At 50.3% G+C, this 20,023-nt stretch carries 16 protein-coding genes; 10 read left to right on the top strand and 6 right to left on the bottom strand.

What is annotated here, in order from left to right; genetic code table 11:
• Together sucB and ACTHMC_RS29170 are read left to right on the top strand one after the other, a co-directional pair.
• The coding region (sucB, locus tag ACTHMC_RS29175) for a dihydrolipoyllysine-residue succinyltransferase (protein ID WP_440418608.1) at window positions 1-861 on the top strand (861 nt) is incomplete at its 5' end.
• Between the two features lie 87 nt (window positions 862-948).
• Window positions 949-2,136, top strand: coding sequence for an Fmu (Sun) domain-containing protein (locus ACTHMC_RS29170; protein WP_440418607.1), 1,188 nt, complete (start codon window positions 949-951; stop codon window positions 2,134-2,136).
• Window positions 2,137-2,296: 160 nt separating this feature from the next.
• Here ACTHMC_RS29170 and ACTHMC_RS29165 read toward each other — a convergent pair whose 3' ends face one another.
• Window positions 2,297-3,064: a hypothetical protein gene (locus ACTHMC_RS29165; protein WP_440418606.1), complete on the bottom strand. Its 768-nt coding sequence runs from the start codon at window positions 3,062-3,064 to the stop codon at window positions 2,297-2,299.
• Between the two features lie 61 nt (window positions 3,065-3,125).
• Window positions 3,126-4,232: a tRNA 2-thiouridine(34) synthase MnmA gene (gene mnmA, locus ACTHMC_RS29160; RefSeq protein ID WP_440418605.1), complete on the bottom strand. Its 1,107-nt coding sequence runs from the start codon at window positions 4,230-4,232 to the stop codon at window positions 3,126-3,128.
• A 97-nt stretch (window positions 4,233-4,329) separates the two neighbouring features.
• Between mnmA and ACTHMC_RS29155 the strand changes: the two genes are divergently transcribed.
• A complete protein-coding gene (locus ACTHMC_RS29155; RefSeq protein ID WP_440418604.1) occupies window positions 4,330-6,915 on the top strand; it encodes a M14 metallopeptidase family protein in 2,586 nt (861 codons plus the stop codon).
• A gap of 97 nt (window positions 6,916-7,012) precedes the next feature.
• Window positions 7,013-7,471: a single-stranded DNA-binding protein gene (locus ACTHMC_RS29150; RefSeq protein WP_440418603.1), complete on the top strand. Its 459-nt coding sequence runs from the start codon at window positions 7,013-7,015 to the stop codon at window positions 7,469-7,471.
• A gap of 419 nt (window positions 7,472-7,890) precedes the next feature.
• On the opposite strand, the gene ACTHMC_RS29145 is transcribed toward ACTHMC_RS29150, so the two are convergent.
• Window positions 7,891-9,186 (bottom strand): hypothetical protein, encoded by a 1,296-nt coding sequence (locus ACTHMC_RS29145; protein WP_440418602.1) that lies wholly within the window; start codon window positions 9,184-9,186, stop codon window positions 7,891-7,893.
• A gap of 86 nt (window positions 9,187-9,272) precedes the next feature.
• Here ACTHMC_RS29145 and ACTHMC_RS29140 point away from each other — a divergent pair, with 86 nt between their 5' ends.
• The 5 genes from ACTHMC_RS29140 to ACTHMC_RS29120 all read left to right on the top strand — a co-directional run bounded on the left by ACTHMC_RS29140 (window position 9,273) and on the right by ACTHMC_RS29120 (window position 15,101).
• Complete coding sequence (locus ACTHMC_RS29140) at window positions 9,273-10,145, top strand: sugar phosphate isomerase/epimerase family protein (RefSeq protein WP_440418601.1); 873 nt, start codon at window positions 9,273-9,275, stop codon at window positions 10,143-10,145.
• Window positions 10,146-10,441: 296 nt separating this feature from the next.
• Window positions 10,442-11,533, top strand: a complete 1,092-nt coding sequence (locus ACTHMC_RS29135; protein WP_440418600.1) for an Ldh family oxidoreductase — start codon at window positions 10,442-10,444, stop codon at window positions 11,531-11,533.
• 155 nt (window positions 11,534-11,688) lie between these two features.
• Entirely contained in the window at window positions 11,689-13,011 is a 1,323-nt protein-coding gene (locus ACTHMC_RS29130) for an aspartate kinase (protein WP_440418599.1), read from the top strand.
• 29 nt (window positions 13,012-13,040) lie between these two features.
• Window positions 13,041-14,276, top strand: a complete 1,236-nt coding sequence (locus tag ACTHMC_RS29125; protein WP_440418598.1) for a carboxypeptidase-like regulatory domain-containing protein — start codon at window positions 13,041-13,043, stop codon at window positions 14,274-14,276.
• A 42-nt stretch (window positions 14,277-14,318) separates the two neighbouring features.
• Window positions 14,319-15,101 (top strand): hypothetical protein, encoded by a 783-nt coding sequence (locus ACTHMC_RS29120; RefSeq protein WP_440418597.1) that lies wholly within the window; start codon window positions 14,319-14,321, stop codon window positions 15,099-15,101.
• Window positions 15,102-15,114: 13 nt separating this feature from the next.
• On the opposite strand, the gene ACTHMC_RS29115 is transcribed toward ACTHMC_RS29120, so the two are convergent.
• On the bottom strand, window positions 15,115-16,026 hold the full coding sequence (locus ACTHMC_RS29115) for an alpha/beta hydrolase (RefSeq protein ID WP_440418596.1): 912 nt from the start codon (window positions 16,024-16,026) through the stop codon (window positions 15,115-15,117).
• A gap of 182 nt (window positions 16,027-16,208) precedes the next feature.
• Between ACTHMC_RS29115 and ACTHMC_RS29110 the strand changes: the two genes are divergently transcribed.
• The gene (locus ACTHMC_RS29110; protein WP_440418595.1) at window positions 16,209-16,634 is read left to right on the top strand and encodes a hypothetical protein; all 426 of its coding nucleotides are present in this window, start codon (window positions 16,209-16,211) and stop codon (window positions 16,632-16,634) included.
• A gap of 835 nt (window positions 16,635-17,469) precedes the next feature.
• On the opposite strand, the gene ACTHMC_RS29105 is transcribed toward ACTHMC_RS29110, so the two are convergent.
• Complete coding sequence (locus ACTHMC_RS29105; RefSeq protein WP_440418594.1) at window positions 17,470-18,615, bottom strand: glycosyltransferase family 4 protein; 1,146 nt, start codon at window positions 18,613-18,615, stop codon at window positions 17,470-17,472.
• A 93-nt stretch (window positions 18,616-18,708) separates the two neighbouring features.
• On the bottom strand, window positions 18,709-19,758 hold the full coding sequence (gene queA, locus ACTHMC_RS29100; RefSeq protein WP_440418593.1) for a tRNA preQ1(34) S-adenosylmethionine ribosyltransferase-isomerase QueA: 1,050 nt from the start codon (window positions 19,756-19,758) through the stop codon (window positions 18,709-18,711).
• Window positions 19,759-20,023: the final 265 nt, after the last annotated feature.

The raw sequence follows: 20,023 nt of genomic DNA, 5'->3' as shown, positions 1-20,023 counted from the left end.
GCTATCATTGCCGATAAAAAGGTGGACCCCAAGTCCGTTACGCCTACCGGCTACCACGGCAAGATCATAAAAGACGATGTACTGGCAGCACTCAGCAATCCTGGTAAAGTAACAGGAGGCAAACCACTGTTCAGCCGTGAAGTAAGAAAAGAAAAAATGAGCCAGCTGCGTAAGACCATCTCCCGCAGACTGGTGGAAGCCAAGAACACAACGGCCATGCTCACTACCTTCAATGAGGTAGACATGACCAATATCATGGCCATCCGCACCAAATACAAAGACAAATTCAAGGAAGCACATGGCGTTGGCCTCGGCTTCATGAGCTTCTTCTCCAAAGCATGCGCTATCGCGCTGCAGGAGTGGCCTGCCGTGAACGCCTATATCGATGGCGATCAGCTTGTGTACCACGATTACTGCGATATCTCCATCGCCGTGTCCACACCTCGTGGTCTCACGGTGCCGGTTATCCGTAATGTGGAAAGCCTGAGCATGGCTGATATCGAGAAGAAGGTGATTGAACTGGCCAATAAAGCCAAAGACAATAAGCTCACCATGGAAGAGCTCCAGGGCGGCACTTTCACCATCACCAACGGTGGTGTGTTCGGAAGCCTGATGAGCACTCCGATCATCAATATACCCCAATCCGCTATCCTGGGTATGCACAAGATCCAGGAGCGCCCGATGGTGGTGAATGGTCAGGTAGTGGTAAGGCCTATGATGTATGTGGCAGTGAGCTATGACCACAGGATCATCGACGGACGTGAGTCTGTGAGCTTCCTGGTACGTGTGAAGGAATTGCTGGAAAACCCTGAGCAACTGCTGATCGGAAGAGATCCGGTGAAGAGTTTGCTGGAGTTATAAATAATTCAGCTGTGCATTGGCATGGCTGATGGTAAAGAGTAAGAAAGCGGAGCGGAAGCTCCGTTTTTTTGTGCTTACATTTGCACCATGAGGCATTACTCCCATATTCAGTCGGCCCGCCAGATCATTGAAGGGTATAAGGGGAAAGAACCCTTTCACCGCTATATCCGCGCCTTCTTTGCCCAGCATAAGAAATTCGGGAGCAAAGACAGGAAACAGATCAGCGGACTTTGTTACGCTTACTGGAGATTAGGAAATGCTTTGTCTGCATTAAGCATCGATGACCGGATCATCGCAGGCCATTTCTTATGCACTGTTATTGATTCCGATCCTGTGCTGGAACAACTGAAGCCGGAGTGGAATGCAGCCCTGCATCTTTCCATCCCTGAAAAATTCCAGCTCATCACTGGTAAAGCCAATGCATGGGAAGAAGAGAAGACAACCCTCTTTTCCTGGACGGATCAACTCAGCGAGGCTATCGATCCAACCGCCTTCCTGCAATCATTCTTCATCCAACCCGATCTCTTCCTCCGCGCCAGGCCTGGTAAGGAAAAGACAATCGCAGAAAAACTCACCAAAGCGGGTGTTGAATTTACAAAGCCATCTTCCGGCAGCTTTGCCATGGTCAACAGCACCAAAATCGATGAGCTCATCACACTCAATACAGAAGCCGTTGTGCAGGACCTCAGCTCCCAGCAGGTGGCTGAATTCCTGGAACTGCTCCTGCCCGCACCACCCAAAGGTTTCAGCGTATGGGACTGCTGTGCGGGCAGCGGCGGAAAAACCATCCTGGCATTTGATGTGCTGAAAAAAGTGACTATAACGGTATCGGATAAACGGGAACAGATCCTGGTAAATCTGGCCAAACGATTTAAAGAAGCAGGTATAGCCCAATATCAATCCTTACTCGCTGACCTGGCCATCGGCAGCGGAAGGCAGCCAGCTAAATACAATTACGACCTCCTCATTGCCGATGTCCCCTGCAGTGGCTCAGGGACCTGGGGACGCACACCGGAATGGCTGCGGTTCTTCGAAACTTCATCTATCGATATTTACAGTGCATTGCAGAAAAAGATTGTGACGAACGCCATCCCGCATGTCAAAGTAGGCGGATATTTTCTCTATATCACCTGCTCCGTTTTTAAAAAGGAAAATGAAGAAGTGGTGGAGGCTATCCTCGCCAATCACAAGCTGGAGCTGGTTAAAATGGAAGTGCTGAAAGGGTATCACCGGAAAGCCGATACCATGTTTGCAGCGCTTTTCAGAAAGTTATAAAATTCGGGGAGCAGTCGCCCGCTTCCCCGCGAGTGACGGATATTCCGTCGCCTCCGGCGACACGGCGCTCGCCAGAGGCGAGCAAATAGAACTCACTCGCGGCCCCGTGAGCGACTGGGCAATGCGAAATGAAAGTTCGTATAAAAGGTTTGTATGCTCTTTAATTGTGCCCGGTAATGGTCAGCTTGATACCGAAACCTGTTTTGAACGCAGGTTTATCTCCATTCTTCGGCTGGTATTCCCACATGGTCATTTCGCGGCTGATCAGACCAATGCCTTTGGCATAGGTTTCTGTTGAGTAGTTCAGGTAACCGATCAGATCAGGCTCCGTTACAGGCGCATTCTGTGAATCATCCACCTGAAAAACAGTGATCGTATTGGGGTATTCTACATCGTCAATGATGGTGGGCATGTCAACATTCTCGTAAGAATATTCCCAGTCGCGCATATTGCCGTCATTGCTGAACTGGAACCTGCCTGCCAGCGGGTGCTGGGGGAGCAGGGCGTTTCCGAGCCACGACAATCCTTCGCGGATCGGAAGTTTCAGCTTGGTGTATGTGAGATTGTCTTCCAGCATTTTCACGCCGTCATTGGTAATGGTTACGGAATAAGCATGCTGTGGTACCCATGCACCTTCGTTGGTACTTCCCCAGGGGCGGAAATAGCGGATAACGCGCCAGGTATTGGGTTCCATTCCTTCGAGAGGGCCGTCAACCACATCCTTCGCTTCATATGAAATAGTGACCTCACCCTGTCCGAAATCTGTGAACCGGAGTGAATCCATCTTGTAAGTGATATATTTTCCCGGTGTGATGCTGACATAGTCAGTCAACGGGTCAGATTTGAAATCGTCTTTCTTGTCGCAGCTGCCCAGCAGTACGGATAAAGGAACAGCGATGAAGGCAAGCAGTTTGATACAATTTTTCATGCAAAAACCAGTTAGTTGCTGATATAATCCAACGTATTTACGAGGCTTTTATTGCTTTGGATCAGAGCAGGTGGCTTCTTTGTATAATTCCTCCGCCAATCACATCATCGCCTTCATAGAAAACAGCACTTTGTCCGGGCGCCACACCTTTGGCATCCTCATAAAAACGGACCAGCACGCCATTTTCATGGGTGTAGAGGTTGGAAAGCGTTCCCCTGTCTTTATACCTGATACGGGTATTGGCTTCCATTCCATCCGTAATACCATCGTACTTAAGCCAGTTGATCTTGCCCACGATCATTTCCTGACGGTTCAGATCGTCTTCATCACCCAGCATCACCGTATTGGTTTCGGGGATGATATTGGTGACGAACATAGGCTTACCAAAAGCAATGTCGAGGCCCTTTCTCTGGCCGATAGTGTAGAAGGGGTATCCTTTATGTTGTCCGAGTATCTTTCCTGTTTTATCAACGAAGTTACCGCCGGCCACTTTCTCTTCAAGTCCGTCGATCCTGCGTTTGAGGAAGCCCCGGTAATCATTGTCCGGCACAAAGCAGATCTCATAGCTCTCCGCTTTCTTTGCCAGTTCCGGGTATCCGAAATCATGCGCCATCTGGCGGATCTCGGTCTTGCGGTACTTGCCCAGCGGCAGGAGGGTGCGGCTCAGCAGGTCCTGCTGCAATCCCCAGAGCACATAGCTCTGGTCTTTGGTATCATCCACGCCCTTGCTGATATAATATCTTCCGTTGGTATGCTGGTTGATAACGCCGTAGTGGCCTGTGGCAATGAAATCGCAGTCCATGGCATCGGCCCTCTTCAGAAGCGCGCGCCATTTGATATGCGTATTGCACATGATGCAGGGGTTGGGAGTGCGGCCTGCAATGTATTCCTCCACGAAATTCTCGATCACAAAATCGCCAAACTCTTCACGGATATCCAGCACAAAATGCGGGAACCCATGCTGCACGGCAGCCATGCGGGCATCATTGAAACTGTCCAGGTTGCAACACCCCGTTTCTTTCTTGCCATTGCCGCCACTGCTTGCATAATCCCATGTTTTCATGGTGATGCCTACCACTTCATAACCTTCGTGGTGTAACATGAGCGCTGCCACGGTACTGTCGATACCGCCGCTCATGGCCACCAGAACTTTTCCTTTCCTGCTCATAATGTATAAAAATAGAACGTGCAAAGATACGAATGCCGGGCAAGCTGGTTGGTAACTTTTCTGTAATTTACCCGTCAGTTCCCCAAAAGCATTGTATATGAGAAAATTACTATCCCTGATGATGATGGTCGTTTCCGGTATGCTGCCCCTTTCAGGTACCGGCCAGAACGTTTCATTATCATATTATCTTCCTGATTCTGTGCAGTATAACCCTGCCATCCCCAAACCCAAAGACATCATTTATCATGAGCCCGGCGAGTGGCATATTACCCATGACCGCCTCGTAAACTACATGAAGGCCCTGGCAACCGCGGCTCCCGACCGTATCAGGCTGGAAACCATGGGCCTTAGCTATGAAGCCCGGCCACAGGTGCTGCTCATCATCACTTCACCAAAGAACCACGCCAACCTGGAAAAGATCCGCCAGCAGCATGTGCAGCTGACCGATCCTTCAAAGTCGGCCTCACTTAACACCAGTGATATGCCGATTGTTGTGTATGTGGGCCATTCTATCCATGGCAACGAGCCCAGCGGCGCCAATGCCGCCCTCCTCAGCGCTTACTACCTGGCCGCGGGTCAGGGCCGCCAGGTGGAAGAACTGCTCGATAATGTGGTGATCCTCTTCGATCCCAGTTTCAATCCCGATGGCCTCCAGCGTTTCTCCACCTGGGTGAACCAGCACAAAAGCAAGAACCTGGTGACCGATCCCAACAGCCGCGAGTTCAATGAAGTATGGCCCGGCGGCCGCTTCAACCACTACTGGTTTGATCTGAACCGCGACTGGCTCCCTGCCGTTCACGTGGAGAGCCAGAACCGCCTCAACTGGTTCCATGCCTGGAAACCCAATATCCTCACAGACCATCACGAGCAGGGCAGCAATGCCTCCTTCTTCTTTCAACCCGGCGTGCCCAGCAGGGTGAACCCGCTCACACCTGCAAAGAACCAGGAGCTCACCGCCAAACTGGGAAAATTTCATGCGGCCTACCTGGACAGGATCGGAAGCCTGTACTTCACCAAAGAAAGCTATGATGATTTCTATTATGGCAAGGGCTCTACCTATCCGGATGTGCAGGGCTGCATCGGCATCCTGTTTGAACAGGGATCCAGTCGTGGACACGCTCAGCAGACCATCAATGGTATCCTCCGCTTCCCCTTTACCATCCGCAACCAGTTCGTGACCACTTTATCCACACTGGAAGGCGCCAAAGCGATGCGCAAAGAATTCCTGGATTACCAGCGTGATTTTTACAAAAGCGCCGTGAACGAAGTGGCCACCGCTCCCGTGAAAGGATATGTATTCGGCGATGCCGAAGATCCCGTTCGTTCCGCACTCTTCGCAGAAATGCTGCTTCGTCACCAGATAGAAGTGTATTCCCTCAACAACGATATGAGTGCAGACGGGTACAAATTCGAAAAAGGAAAAGCATACCTGGTACCTGCCAACCAACCGCAGATCCGCCTGATCCATGGCATCTTTGACAGAACGCTAACGTATAAGGACAGCCTTTTTTATGATATCACCGCCTGGACCATGCCCCTGGCTTTCGGTCTGCCCTACGCGGAGCTGGATGCAGCCAAAGCCGGATCCGCACAACGCGGCGAGCGTATTACAAAAGCCGAAGCTCCCAAAGGTGTAGTCACCGGCGGTCTGAGCAATTATGCCTATCTCTTTCCCTGGGATGGATTTTATGCGCCGCGCGCACTCTATGAATTGCAGGAAGCAGGGATCCTCACTAAAGTGAGCACCACTAATTTCGAGATCGAAACCAGCAAGGGACCCAAACAGTTCCGTTATGGCACCATCATTATTCCGGCAGGCCTGCAACGCATCGATGAACAGCAGCTGTTCAGACTGATGCAGTCGGTTGCTGAAAAGAACGGGATCGAGATCACTTCCGTGAAAACCGGTAATGCCCTCAGTGGCAGCGATCTGGGAAGTGGCCGGATGGCGGCCGTCAGCAAACCCGTGATCGCCATGTTCACAGGTGCCGGCGTGAGCGCTACCGATGCCGGAGAGATCTGGCACCTCCTCGACCAGCGTTTCAATATCCCAGCCACACACCTGGAGATAGGGATGTTCAACCGCGTGGACATCAGTAAATACAATACCATCATCATGCCCCCCGGTACGTATCCCGACCTGAATAAAGACAAGCTGAAGAGCTGGGTGCAGGGCGGGGGCACCCTGGTGCTTACTGAAGAAGCGGTACAATGGGCGGCGAACAATGGTCTCACCAATGTAAGCTTCAAAAAAGCAAAAGAAGATACGCTGAAGTCAGGAGCTTACGCGGAGCGCGAGTTTCGCGAGGGCGCTCAAAGAATGGCAGGAGCTATTTTCCGTGCCAGTGTTGACCTCAGTCACCCCCTTGCTTACGGTTACCATTATCCGAATGTGGATCTTTTTAAATCGAATGGCGTTTTTCCTGAGAGGAACAAGAACCCTTATGCCACTCCTTACGTATATGGAAGCAAACCTTTGCAAAGTGGTTTTATTACACGGGAGAATTACGAGCTCCTGAAAAACTCCGGTGCGGTGCTGGTCAATGCTTCGGGAAGTGGCAGGATCATCTCCATAGCAGACAACCCTGTGTTCAGGGCCTACTGGCTGGGAGGGACCAAACTCTTCCTGAATGCGATCTTCTTCGGAAGGAATATCGACGCAGGTTCCGCACGTAACGAATAGTTTTCCCCACATCGGCTGCCTGTATTGCTGCGCAGGAGAGATGGTGTAAATTGCCGCTTTAAAAGTATACATTAAGTACGCAGCTAAACTCATCATTATGATTAAACTTCAGGTAATAGGCAATCTTGGAAAAGATTGCGTGACGAACGCAGTGAACGGAAAAAATGTCATCAACTTCAACGTGGCGCACACGGAGAAATTCAGGGATGCCCAGGGCAACCAGAAAGACAAGACCATCTGGGTGGATTGTGCTTACTGGACTGAGCGTACTGGTATTGCTCCTTACCTCCGCAAAGGCACTCAGGTGTATGTGGAAGGTACTCCCGAAGTACGCACGTACCCGAAGAATGACGGTACAACCGGTGCGTCGCTCACATTGCGTGTGCTTTCCGTGCAACTGCTCGGCGCACGTTCTGAAGGCGGCGAAGGTGGTGGATATAATGCAGGCAATAACACCGGCTACAATAATGGCGGCGGTTATAATGCGGCACCTGCTCAACCGGCCAGTGCTCCGGCAGCTGGCGGAAATGAAAGCTTTGACGATCTTCCGTTCTAAGTAAATGGTTCATCCTAATGATATGGCCCTGGCTTTGGAAGCCGGGGCTTTTTGATTTTAGCTTTTGTACTTGCTGTTGCTTTTGCTTCGCGCAAAGGGATTATGAACGCCGGTTGGAAAACATACCCACACCCTGGGGGGAACTATTGGGCGTTGAGGGGAGTGTAAGGGCGGTAGTGCAGGGATGAGCGGTGGAATGGTAGGTTTTCAAGACCGGCTTTCCATAATCCCATTGCGCATGGGAACCCGGGAGGTGCAGCAGTTATAGTTCTAATGCATTTCATTACGCAGTGCCCAGTAGCTCGCGTCCTGCGAGTTACTGCTATTCCGTCGCCTCTGGCGACATTGCTTTCATTTTTTATCCCTTCTTTCTTATTCCTTCCTTCTTTACTTACTTACTTCCGCTTTATTGTTTGTTTTCACTCCGCCTCATAGCGGCGCACAATGCCTTCGATGTCGGCGCGGGTGACGGCTTTGGACTGGTTGTTGAGATTGATCACGAAGAGATAACCCTTACTGCCAGGGGTAGCCGAAAATGTACTGACGAGGTTGTACTGCTCGCTGATGAGCAGGCGGCCGTTGGAGATATTCCAGAGCTCCTTGGCGCAGAGACAGCCCATCGTTGGCGTGAGAGGGTAGTAGGGCTGGCCTTTGAAATACCCGGGATCGATGGTAGTGCCGTGGGCAATGATCTCCGTGCGGCCGATCCTGCCCGCATGGAAGGCCTGCTGCATCGGCAGGTACTGGCTCCATTGGGGAGGAAGCAGTTGCTGGTAGAGCTGCTCAACATTCCTGGTACTGTCCCAGGGAATGGTGTCATGCTGCAACTGAAAATATTGCTGCCAGCGACCTTCAAAAGGCATGGTCAACTGGAAGTTAGGGGTGGGGCCGATCAGCTGGTTCTTTGATACGGCTGTACCATTGATACTGTATACACCCTGTGGCGTACTGCCATTGGTGATAAAGTAGGGAAGATCGGAGGCCGAGCGGGCCAGCTGCTCGAAGACCATGAGACGGCCATCGGGATGGCGCGCAAAGCGACCGTCTGCATATTGCACCAGCGCAAGGCCGGGATAATTGCGGTCCCATCGCTGGAGCGAATAGATCACTTTCCGTTTTGCATTCCGGTTGTGACGGAAGAGAGCAGCCAGGTCGGGCGTGGGCGATTTTATTTCTCTGGAATGAAGGTTGATGTATTTCTCCAGCTCCAGCAGAATGGGGATGGTGTCGTAGCCGGGAAACTGCTCCACCATCGAGATCTTGAGCAGGTTGCCGTTATTGATGCTGCTGTCGTTACGATAGAGGTAGGCAGCTCCCATTGCAAAGAGTTTGGGGAAGACGGCATTGGATAAAGTAGTACTTACTTCGGTTGAAAATTCATCAGGGTATACGGCATATACGGCTTCCAGCAAGGCACGGCGGGTATCGTATTCCAGCTGCTGGTACTGGCTGAAAAGCTTATGCAGACCGGCTTTGATCCTGTCATTTTTGAGTTGGTACTGGGAGATGGCATTGCAGGCCGATTCAAAACGGTACTCATTGTCGCTGTCGGGCTCCAGCGCAAAAGTATTGGCCACCACACGCTGACGAAGCTCATGATCAAACTTCATCCGCCTGTCGAACGTAACAAAACCACTGTAGATATCCTCTCTTCGCTGCTGCGCATATCCGTTGCTGACAAGGATCAGCAGCAGGAGACCGGCCCATATTTTCATACTACAAATGTAAAGGATCAGATTGATGCCGGGAGATGTGTAAAAACGACGTATCTTAACGCCATCATACTAAACCGATTTAGCCAATGCAAAGATTGTTTGTAACGTTCGCGGTATCCTCTCTGATGATGCTGCTCATCCATTGTGGCGATCAGCCTGCCAAACCAACTGAGACAACTATGAATGCTACCGATTCTGTAACATCACAGTGGAAACTGGGTGTTCAGTTCTGGACTTTCCACGTTTTCCCTTTTGCTACAGCGCTTGAAAAAGCAGACAGTGCCGGAATTAAATATATTGAAGCATACCTGGGGCAGCCGCTGGACTCAACTTCCAAAGACACCCTGAATATCCGTCTCTCTGCTGAAGGGCGTCAGCGTGTGAAGAGCATGCTGCAGGCCAAAGGTATCAGCATGGTGGCTTTTGGTGTGGTGGTGCCACAGTCAGAAGCTGAGTGGAAACAAACCTTCGATCTCGCAAAGGATATGGGTGTTCAATACATCACTTCCGAGCCTAAGAAAGAACACCTGCATATCGCCGACAGCCTGGCCGGTGCTTATAATATTCCCATCGCTATCCATGATCACCCTTATCCGAATGCATATGCACACCCGGATTCTGTGATCAATGCCATGAAAGGCCACCCCAATCTGTATGCCTGCGCCGACGTTGGCCACTGGGCCCGCAATGGCCTGGATGTTACCGAGTGCCTGAAGAAACTGGAAGGCCGTATCATCGGTTCACACCTGAAAGATGTGGTTACTTTCAATGATACCAAAGCTGCCGATACCATTCCGGGTAAAGGCGTGATCAAATTCCCTGAAGTGTTTGCCGAGTTCAAACGCCAGGGTTTTAAAGGCATGTTCTCCATCGAGCACGAGAGCAACTGGCATAATAATACAGGGGATGTGAAAGAGATAGTGCAGTTCTTCAACGAACAGGTGAAAGCTTTAAAATAGTGAGCACTGATGATTGTTGAGCGTGCCTGATAATAAGAGCATGCCTGATAATTAGAGTGTGCCTACAAATAATAGTGTGCCCAGTAGCTCGCGTCCCCCGCGAGTTACTTCTATTTTTTCGCCTCCGGCGAACCAGTCAGGTGCAACATCCTGTTGGTTCGCCGGAGGCGAACTGCATATATGGCCACTCGCGGGGAAGCGAGCGACTGCGGCACCCTGCTGTAACAGCTCCTTCCTCCCCAATCCGCTCTCCGAAATAATCTATAACTTGCCCTTCTTTTTACAATATCTCAGCTATGGCAGAAAGGATCTATTCATACGAACACCTGCTTCATTTTACGGAAAATGTATTCAAACAGATCGGGTGCAATGCGGAACATGCGGCCACAGCCGCCAGGGTGCTGCTCTCCGCAGACCTCCGCGGCATCGACTCCCATGGCGTGGCGCGCCTCAGCGGTTACGTGCGTTTATGGGAAGTGAAACGCGTGAACGCTACACCGGATATCCGCATCGTGCATGAAACGCCTTCAACGGCCGTAGTGGATGGGGACAGCGGGCTGGGCCTGGTGGTAGCGCCTTATGCCATGCAAGTGGCCATCGATAAAGCGAAGAATGTTGGAACAGGATGGGTGAGTGTGGAAAATAGTAATCACTTTGGAATTGCGGGTTATCATGGTATGATGGCCCTGGAACATGATATGATAGGGATTGCCATGACCAATGCAAGCCCATTGGTGGCGCCCACTTTCTCTGCTGAAAAATTACTGGGCACCAATCCCATCTGCGTGGCCATTCCGGCCGGACAGGAACAGCCCTTCATTGCCGATCTGGCCACCACAACGGCCGCCAACGGCAAGCTGGAGATCCTGCAGCGCAAGAATATGGATGCGCCGCTGGGCTGGGTACAGGATGCAAAAGGACAGGCAACCACAGATGCGCACGCTGTAAAGTCGGGCGGGGCCCTGCTTCCGCTGGGTGGCGACAGGGAGCATGGCTCGCACAAAGGCTATGCGCTGGGCGCCATGGTGGATATCTTCTGTGGTGTGCTGAGCGGCGCCAACTACGGCCCCTGGGTACCGCCATTCCCTGCTTACGTGCCAATGCCGGACTCCATGCCGGGCAAGGGCATCGGTCATTTCTTCGGCGCCATGCGTGTGGATGCATTCAGGCCTGCTTCAGCATTCAAGGAAAATATGGATACCTGGCTGCGTCGTTTCCGCAGTGCCAGACCCATTGAAGGAGAGGAGCGTGTGCTGATTCCCGGAGACCCTGAAAGAGAAATGGAAGCAAGCCGCCTGGAGCATGGAATCCCGCTGCTGGAGCCGGTTGCGGAAGACCTGCAGAAACTGGCAGAGAAGCTGAACATCTCCTTTGAACTGATGCAATAAAGCGCTGACAATTGTTAGCCACTTAAATACTGTGGAACTGTTTAATAATACAGTCCCAACCGTTATCTTTGCGCCTGCCTGAAATACAGAGCAGGCGTAATCATTTCTACAATTCAAAACCAAAACCCGCGAAGAGCGGAACAAGAGAGGGTAACATGAAAGTAATGAAGTTTGGTGGCACATCAGTAGGTAAACCAGAGCGTATGCATCAGGTTGCACAGCTGATCACTAAAAGCAATGAGCCCACCATCGTTGTACTGAGCGCACTCAGTGGCACTACCAATGCACTGGTAGGTATCGGAGAATCAATGGCAGCAGGAAACCGCGAAGAAGCCAAACAGAAGATCGATACACTGGAAGCACATTACAAACAATTCATTCCTGATCTTGTCAAGACCACCGCTGCGCAAACCAAAGCGCAGCAGATCGTAGGCGAACATTTCGAGTTCCTCAATATCATACTTAAAATCTCTTTCAGTGAGGCACTGAGCAAAGACATCCTCGCTCAGGGCGAACTGTTAAGCACCAAACTTTTCAGTGTATATCTGGAAGAACAGGGTATTGCCCATTCACTGCTTCCTGCACTGGAGTTCATGAGCATCGATATACACGAAGAGCCTCAGATCTCCAGCATCCGTCCGAAACTGAATGCATTGCTGGAGCAGCACAAAGACAAAAAACTGTTCATCACCCAGGGATATATCTGCCGCAACGCCAGAGGCGAAGTGGATAACCTCAAGCGTGGTGGAAGCGATTATACCGCTTCTCTCGTGGCTGCCGCTGCACAGGCCTCCGTTTGTGAGATCTGGACGGACATCGACGGCATGCACAACAACGATCCCCGCGTGGTGAAAAAGACAGTGGCCATCGAGCAACTGAGCTTTGAAGAAGCGGCCGAGCTGGCTTATTTCGGCGCAAAGATCCTGCACCCTACCTGTATCTGGCCTGCACAGCAGGAGAAGGTCCCCGTAAAACTGCTCAACACCATGCAGCCCGAAGCGGCTGGCACTGTGATCACACAGGAAGCCGGTTCCGTTGGCGTTAAAGCCGTGGCTGCAAAAGATGGCATCATCTCCATCAATATCAAGAGCAGCCGCATGTTGCTGGCCTACGGCTTCCTGCGCAAGATCTTCGAGGTATTTGAAAAGTACCGCACTCCAATTGATATGATCACCACCTCAGAAGTTGCCGTGTCCGTTACTATCGACAGCGGTCAGCATCTGAAAGCCATTGTGAAAGAGCTGGAACCATTCGGCGCCATCGAAGTGGAAACAGATCTCACCATCATTTCCGTGGTGGGTAATGAGATCGCCCAGACGCAGGACATCCTCAGCAAGCTGTTCGATGCCCTCACGCCTGTGCCCGTTCGTATGGTAAGCTATGGTGGCAGCAAGCACAATGTTAGTATCCTGGTGCCATCATCTTACAAAACACAAACGTTGCAATTGCTGAATACAGGTCTGTTTGGGTTGGAATAGCAGCAGCATTGCACGTTGCACAACCTTATATGAAGTTATCTGCGCTTCTCGTATACCTTAGCCTCGTCCTCAATGCCGCTGTAGCACAGGACAGGGACCGTATTGCCGGTACTGTTCTGAACGCCAGATCAGGGCAACCCGTTCCCAATGCCAGTATTTTTATCAACGGCACATCCAAAGGAACGGTCACCCGGGCCGACGGTAACTTTGAACTAACCGGTATCCATAAGGGCAGTTTTGAACTGGTTGTGTCTTCCGTAGGCTTTCAAACCGCCGTATATTCATTGTCGTCCGATACATTGCCACTGATTCTTACGGTGAAGCTGGAACCCAAAGCAGCGGAGCTGGATTCTGTCACCATCATGCCCTGGGAAAAGAATGGATGGAAGAAATATGGAAGGGTATTCACAGAAGGATTTATCGGCACTTCAGCGGCAGCGCAGGACTGCGAGATCAAAAATCGAAAAGTGCTGCGCTTCCGCTATTCCCCCAATAGCAGGGTGCTGGAAGTGTTTGCAGACGAACCGCTCATCATAGAAAACAAAGCACTCGGCTACAAGATCACCTACCAGTTGGAGCATTTTGTTCATAACTGGAAAAAACGCACCGTCATCTTTACCGGTTACTCCCTCTTTGAGCAGCTTTATACAGACAAGCCCAAAGAAATGCAGGAATGGAAAAAGAACAGGGAAATAGCTTACAGCGGTTCCCTCATGCATTTCATGCGAAGCCTTTATACCAACCGGCTTGCGCAGGATAGTTTTGAAGTACGCCGCCTCCGCAAAGTGCTCAACGTGGAAAAGATGCGCATCAAAAAACTGTACGAACTGGAAACCCAGAAGAAGATCGTACAGGGCGGCCGGATCAGTTTCCCTACAAATGGCAGAAACAAGGACACGCTCAACTATTTCCAGCAGATCCTTCAGCAGGATGATTCCCTGGCCGTCATCGGCCGCTACCTCCTCAATGCCGACAGTATCGTTACTACCGGTATCGACGCCACGAAAACATTTTTCTTCCCCAATTACCTGCAGGTGATCTTCAAAAAGGCCATCGAGGAAAAAGAATATCTCTATTCTTATCGCATCTTCAGACCTGCCACTTACCAGAAATCCCTTATCACACTGATGCCTGCTGCACCGATAGTGATCCAGCGCAACGGACTTTTCTTTCCGCCGCAGAATATTTTTTCACTGGATTACTGGGGATGGAGCGAAAAGGTTTCCCATATGCTTCCCTGGGATTATCAGCCTGCTGGCCACTGAGAGTGATGCTTTTTTGTATTTTGCTGTCTCAAACCCCTCACTATGCGTTTACTGTTAACCGCTATCCTTGCATGTTCCCTCATCCTGAGCGGATGTGGTGGCCGCGAAGGCCTGCTTACCAAAGTGTGGTTCTACACCTATGAAGTGAAAGGCCGTACAACCGGCAGTACAGACCCCGAACTCAATCCTGTTTGTTTTATCAATCTTCAGCCCAAAGGCAAATACACCGCCAATCTCGGTGATTTTGAATATGGTACCTGGTCGGTTGAAGATAAACTGCTGGTGCTGAAACCTCATACAGGCAAGACCCGTAAAGTGCTGATGAAAACACTCACCGACAATGAACTGGTGGTGGATATGGATCCTACCAATCAATTCCAGTCGTCATCATCCTTTGAAGGAACAAAGAATCCGCTCAAAAATGAGGCGGAGAGTCCCTTCTCCTACACCAACAACAAATGGCGTATCAAAGCCTCGCATAAAGAAAGCCCACAGCAGATCACAGACCGCCTGGTCAATCATTTCAGGTATTGGGAACAGTACTTCAGGTGGGGACTTGAGTCCGATAAGAAGAGCCTGGATGTGAGAAGTCATCCCAGTCCGCTCAAAATGTACGGCAACGGTTTTGCTTTGATGCCCATCGATCAGTGGCCCGAAGAATGGAGCCGTAATTTCTTTGATGATGCCGACAGGCAAATCGCATTCGATAAGATCCGCTGGACGCTCAGGAACAAGTCTGTCAAATGGCCCGAGACCGGCCACAAGTTCAAACAGTTTGTTTCTGCCTTCTCCCAGATGCAGGAGAATATCCGTTACGCAGAGTAATCAACTTCTGAAACTATTTCAGGAACTTATTCTTCTTCAGCCATTCTTGTAACAGGTCCATCCATTTCACAGCGGAAGTTGGATTGATCATTCCAAAACCATGGCCTCCCTGCTCAAACTCATATAATTCGGCCGGCACTTTGTGTTGCAGACAGGCAGCATAGAATTGCCGGCTGTTCTGTATCAGTACCGTTTTATCATTTTTTGCATGCACCAGGAATGCCGGCGGAGTCTTAGCCGTCACACGCTGATCATTTGAGAAGGCTTTGATCTTTTCTTCAGAAGGTTTTTCTCCCAGCAATCTGGTCCGCGAGCCTTTATGCATCAGGCTGTCCGTAAAACTGATCACCGGATAGATCAGCACCTGGAAATCCGGCCGCAGGTTGGTTTTGCGATCGACCTCTATATAATGCGTATCGAAATGAGTACCTGCCGTGGATGCCAGATGTCCTCCTGCGGAAAAGCCCAGGATGCCCAGGTGACCGGCCTTCACGCCATATTCTTTTGCCTTCTCCCTTACCATCTGAATGGCCCGCTGCGCGTCCTGCACCGGCCCTATGGACGGATCCACCATGGTTGAATCATCCGGTAGCCTGTATTTCAGCACAAAGGCTGCAATGCCCATTTCATTCAGGGCTTTTGCCACATCATCACCTTCATGTTTGATGGCCAGAATGGAATAGCCTCCACCCGGAACTACAATGATGCCGGTACCCGTTGCCTTCTCTTTGGAAGGCAGGTAAACTTTGAGGGTAGGCTGGCTTACTTTTGAGATCCGCACTATGCCCTTCTGATCGGTTGCAGAACTTTCCCGGTTGGGCGTAGCAATGGAATTGGGGATTTGCTGGTACAAAGGAATTTCAGTTTGTGCCATAGCAGCCAGTGAAGCGCTGCAAAGCAGTGTAAGTGCTAGTTTTCTGATCATTTCGGGTAATGTGTTGCGTTACAGAATGAGCCGTCCGGCAGCATCGTATTCAAATGTAAACTTTCGCGTTCATTAAACCAACAGCCGGCTTTCACAGATCCTTAAGTTAAATGCTTTCTAAAGCGTGAACAAAAAGTAACACAGGCATCCCCTTTGGACGTCATACTATCAAACGCTGATTTATGAAATACTTATACTCCTTCTCTTTACTGGTTGCTGTAACCTTCCTCTTCACCAGTTGTAGTAAAGACATCCTCAAACCGTATGACGACAGGATCGAAGGTTCCTGGGAACTCACAGACGTATACAAAGTTGGCATCGGGCATTCCGACCTGGCATTTGATGGCGGTCTCTTTACCTTCTATGGTTCCGGCCGCATGAGTTATGATGACGGTTATGGCGGTTACTACGAAGGCGACTGGGATATCCGCCGCATCAACACCAACGACGGACAGATCAAGACCCTGAAAGTGTACTGTGTTGACCACGGCAACGGTGACGTGCTGGGCGAGTATTTCGACGAAATGATCTTCACTGGTACCAACAGGTTCGAAGCATATATTTATGATGGTCCCCGTACCTATACATTCAAATTCCGCCGACGCTAAATTGGCTCCGGGTTTTAATTAATCCGGCTGCAAAAACCGGCTCCGGGTTTTAATTAATCCGGCTGCAAAAATCGGCGCCGGGTTTTAATTAATCCGGCTGCAAAACCTGCCGAACAGCCTGGAATATAGATGGACGTGGGATTTGAGGGATGGGGGTGTATATCTTTATTCAACGGTTGGGCAACAGGTTTTAAGGCCGGATTACTTAAACCCTTCGCCATGGGCCCGCTCAGAGTGCGGCACCATTGAGCCTCGCTATTGTGAATTTGTATTTGAATTGCTTCAGCAGGAGGTTTTCTTTGATCATCACATTATTTACTGCATCAATAGTGGTTGCTTCTATTCATCTTCATGCCCGCGCACAAGGTCTGATTTCTTTGTTGCTATCAATAATGAATGATGCACTCGTACCCCATCTTCCCCCTTCCACGATCATGGTCATGCAGGTTGATAGCAAATCAGGAATGATCCGGCATGATTTGAATGGTTGTTTGATTTTCGAATATGCGATTGCGTTAGAGACTGTTTGGATTAGCGCTGTTTTAAGTTGGGAAGGAGACTTGTGTTGTGTAGTTTAAAGAAATATGCGGCGGAACATATGTAAAACATCATCTTCGCTATACAAAGGAGAGAGAAGAAATACGGGTTGATGATCTGCCGCACCTTTATCGTGCTGGAGCTGAGGGGTGGTGGATGTGGGCCTTCAAAACATACGATCCCAAAGCCCGGCTCTGCACTACAGCCCCAACTCACCCCATCACAGCCCAATTAATAAACGAAAAGGTGTGGGTATGTTTTACAGCCCACAGAAACCACTCCTCCAGCGACTAAAAAATTAAACCCCCAGCAAACGATAATAGATCGCTTCTATCTCCCTCGTCATATTCGCCGCCGAATAAGTTGAGCTGATAGTTTTCCTCGCCGCCTCTCCCAATCTACTCCTCATCAAAGGATCCGCTGCCATCAAAACCACCGCCTCCGCCAGATTATCCGCCAACCCATCCGTTGAAATCAAAACTCCATTCTCATTATGCCTGATCACTTCTGAGGTTCCGTCAACCTGCGTGCCGATGATCGCCTTCCCCATCGCCATTGCTTCGAGCAGCCCGATAGGCAGGCCTTCCCATAATGAAGGGAGGATAAAGATGTCTGCCGCTTTGAGCACGTCCGGTACATCCTGACGGAATGGTTGAAAGATCACTTTGTTTTCAATATTAAGCTCTTTCACCATTTGAAGGGCGGTGGCTTTCTGATCGCCGTCGCCAACCATAAGGAGTTGCAGTTTGGGGTCCTGTTGCTGTGCTTTGGCAAATGCTTCGATCAGCTTGAGTGGCTGTTTCTGGTGGATGAAGCGGGCCACGAAGAGCAGGAGGGTGGCGTCTTCCGCAATATTGAGCTCCTTCCGGATATTTTTGAAGTTACGGGAGGGATCGAATTTATTTTGGTCGATGCCATTATTGATCACTACCGAATCGAAGCGGGAGAAATATTTCTTGCCGGTCTGCTGGTTGGAGGCGGACACGGAGATGTTCACGTCTGATTTGTTGGTGAGCAGTTGTTCTCCCATCACGCGGATCTTGCGGATGAGGGGTTGTTGATCGTCGTGGAATGACCAGCCGTGGATGGTGTAAACCAGGGGAAGTTTCAGTTTACGGGTAGCCCAGAACACGTTGGAGTTGGCGCGGGTGCCATGAGCATGCACCAGGTTGATATCGTTCTGCTGGATGAACTGTTTTACTTTTTTCCACTTGCTGATATCGAAGGGCTTTTCGGTAAAGATCACTTCTGTCTGAACGCCCATTTGTTTGAGACGGTCAACCATGGGGCCATCGGTGAAGGAGAGCACTACCGGTTCAAAGCGGGTGCGGTCCAGGTTTTCTACGAGGCTTAACAGGTGTGATTCTCCGCCGCCGATCTGTCCCTGGCGGATGGTTTCCAGTATCCTGATCTTTTTTGAGCTCATGGCAGCGAAAGTACTCATAATTGCGCAGAGCAGGTAGTGTGAGGGATTTGATCATAAATAAAAAACTCCGCGTAGAAGCGGAGTTTGTATTGAGATAGTAAATAGTACAGGTCAGATCACCAGCATGGCGTCTCCGTAGCTGAAGAAGCGGTACTTGTCCTTGATGGCTTTCTTGTAAGCTTCCATGGCCAGTTCATAACCGGCAAAAGCGCAGGTCATGATCAGGAGGCTGGTTTTTGGCAGGTGCAGGTTGGTCACCAGGGAGTCTGCAATGTTGAACTGGTAAGGAGGGTGGATGAAGATATTGGTCCAGCCTTCTGAAGGTTTCAACAGTTTCTCTGCGGTGTAGGAAGATTCCAGGGCGCGCATGGTGGTGGTGCCTACGGAGCAGATACGGTGACCTGTTTCGATGGCTTTGTTCACGATCTTGCAGGCGCCGTCTTCGATCTTGTAATACTCGGCGTCCATTTTGTGTTTGCTGAGGTCTTCCACTTCAATGGGACGGAATGTGCCCAGACCGGTGTGGAGGGTAACTTCGGCAAAGCGGATGCCTTTGATCTCGAGACGTTTGATCAGCTCGATGCTGAAGTGGAGACCGGCAGTGGGAGCGGCCACCGCACCTTCGTGCTTGGCGTAAACTGTCTGGTATCTTTCTTTGTCTTCAGCTTCGGGCTTGCGTTTGATATATTTGGGGAGGGGAGTTTCTCCCAGGAATTCGAGCATCTGACGGAACTCTTCATCGGTGCCATCCCAGAGGAAGCGGATAGTACGGCCGCGGGAAGTGGTATTGTCGATCACTTCTGCTACCAGTTCATCATTTTCTCCGAAATAGAGTTTATTGCCTACGCGGATCTTACGGGCGGGATCAACGATCACGTCCCAGAGGCGGTTGGGCTTGTTCAGTTCACGGAGGAGGAAAACCTCGATCTTGGCGCCAGTCTTCTCCTTGCGGCCATACATACGCGCAGGGAACACTTTTGTGTTATTCACTACAAACACGTCCTTATCATCAAAGTACTCCATGATGTCACGGAAATACCTGTTTTCAATCTGGCCAGTCTTCCGGTGAACTACCATCAGGCGGGCGTCTTCACGTTTCTTGGTAGGATGTTGAGCAATAAGATTGAGCGGTAGATCAAATCTGAACTGTGAAAGTTTCATGCAGCTTATTAAATTGTGTGTAAAGCGCGACACATGATACCAGAACTAGGGTAAGAAACGACGGGTACATCGGGGGGAGCCGGTACAAACGAGGTCTTACGGCACCAGGTTTGATAACATGTAAAGCTTCATTTTCAAGCGGGCGAAGGTACAAAATAATTCAAAAAAAGAAAAAAATAATATGGCATGGATTGGAGCGTTTTAGGGCATCCATAGGGTTGAATTGCGCTTGAATGCTGTATTGCTGGCGTATATTTGAAGTATA

The organism is Pseudobacter sp., assembly GCF_051955275.1.
Taxonomy (GTDB): Bacteria; Bacteroidota; Bacteroidia; order Chitinophagales; family Chitinophagaceae; genus Pseudobacter.
This window is presented reverse-complemented; position numbering and strand designations above follow the sequence as displayed.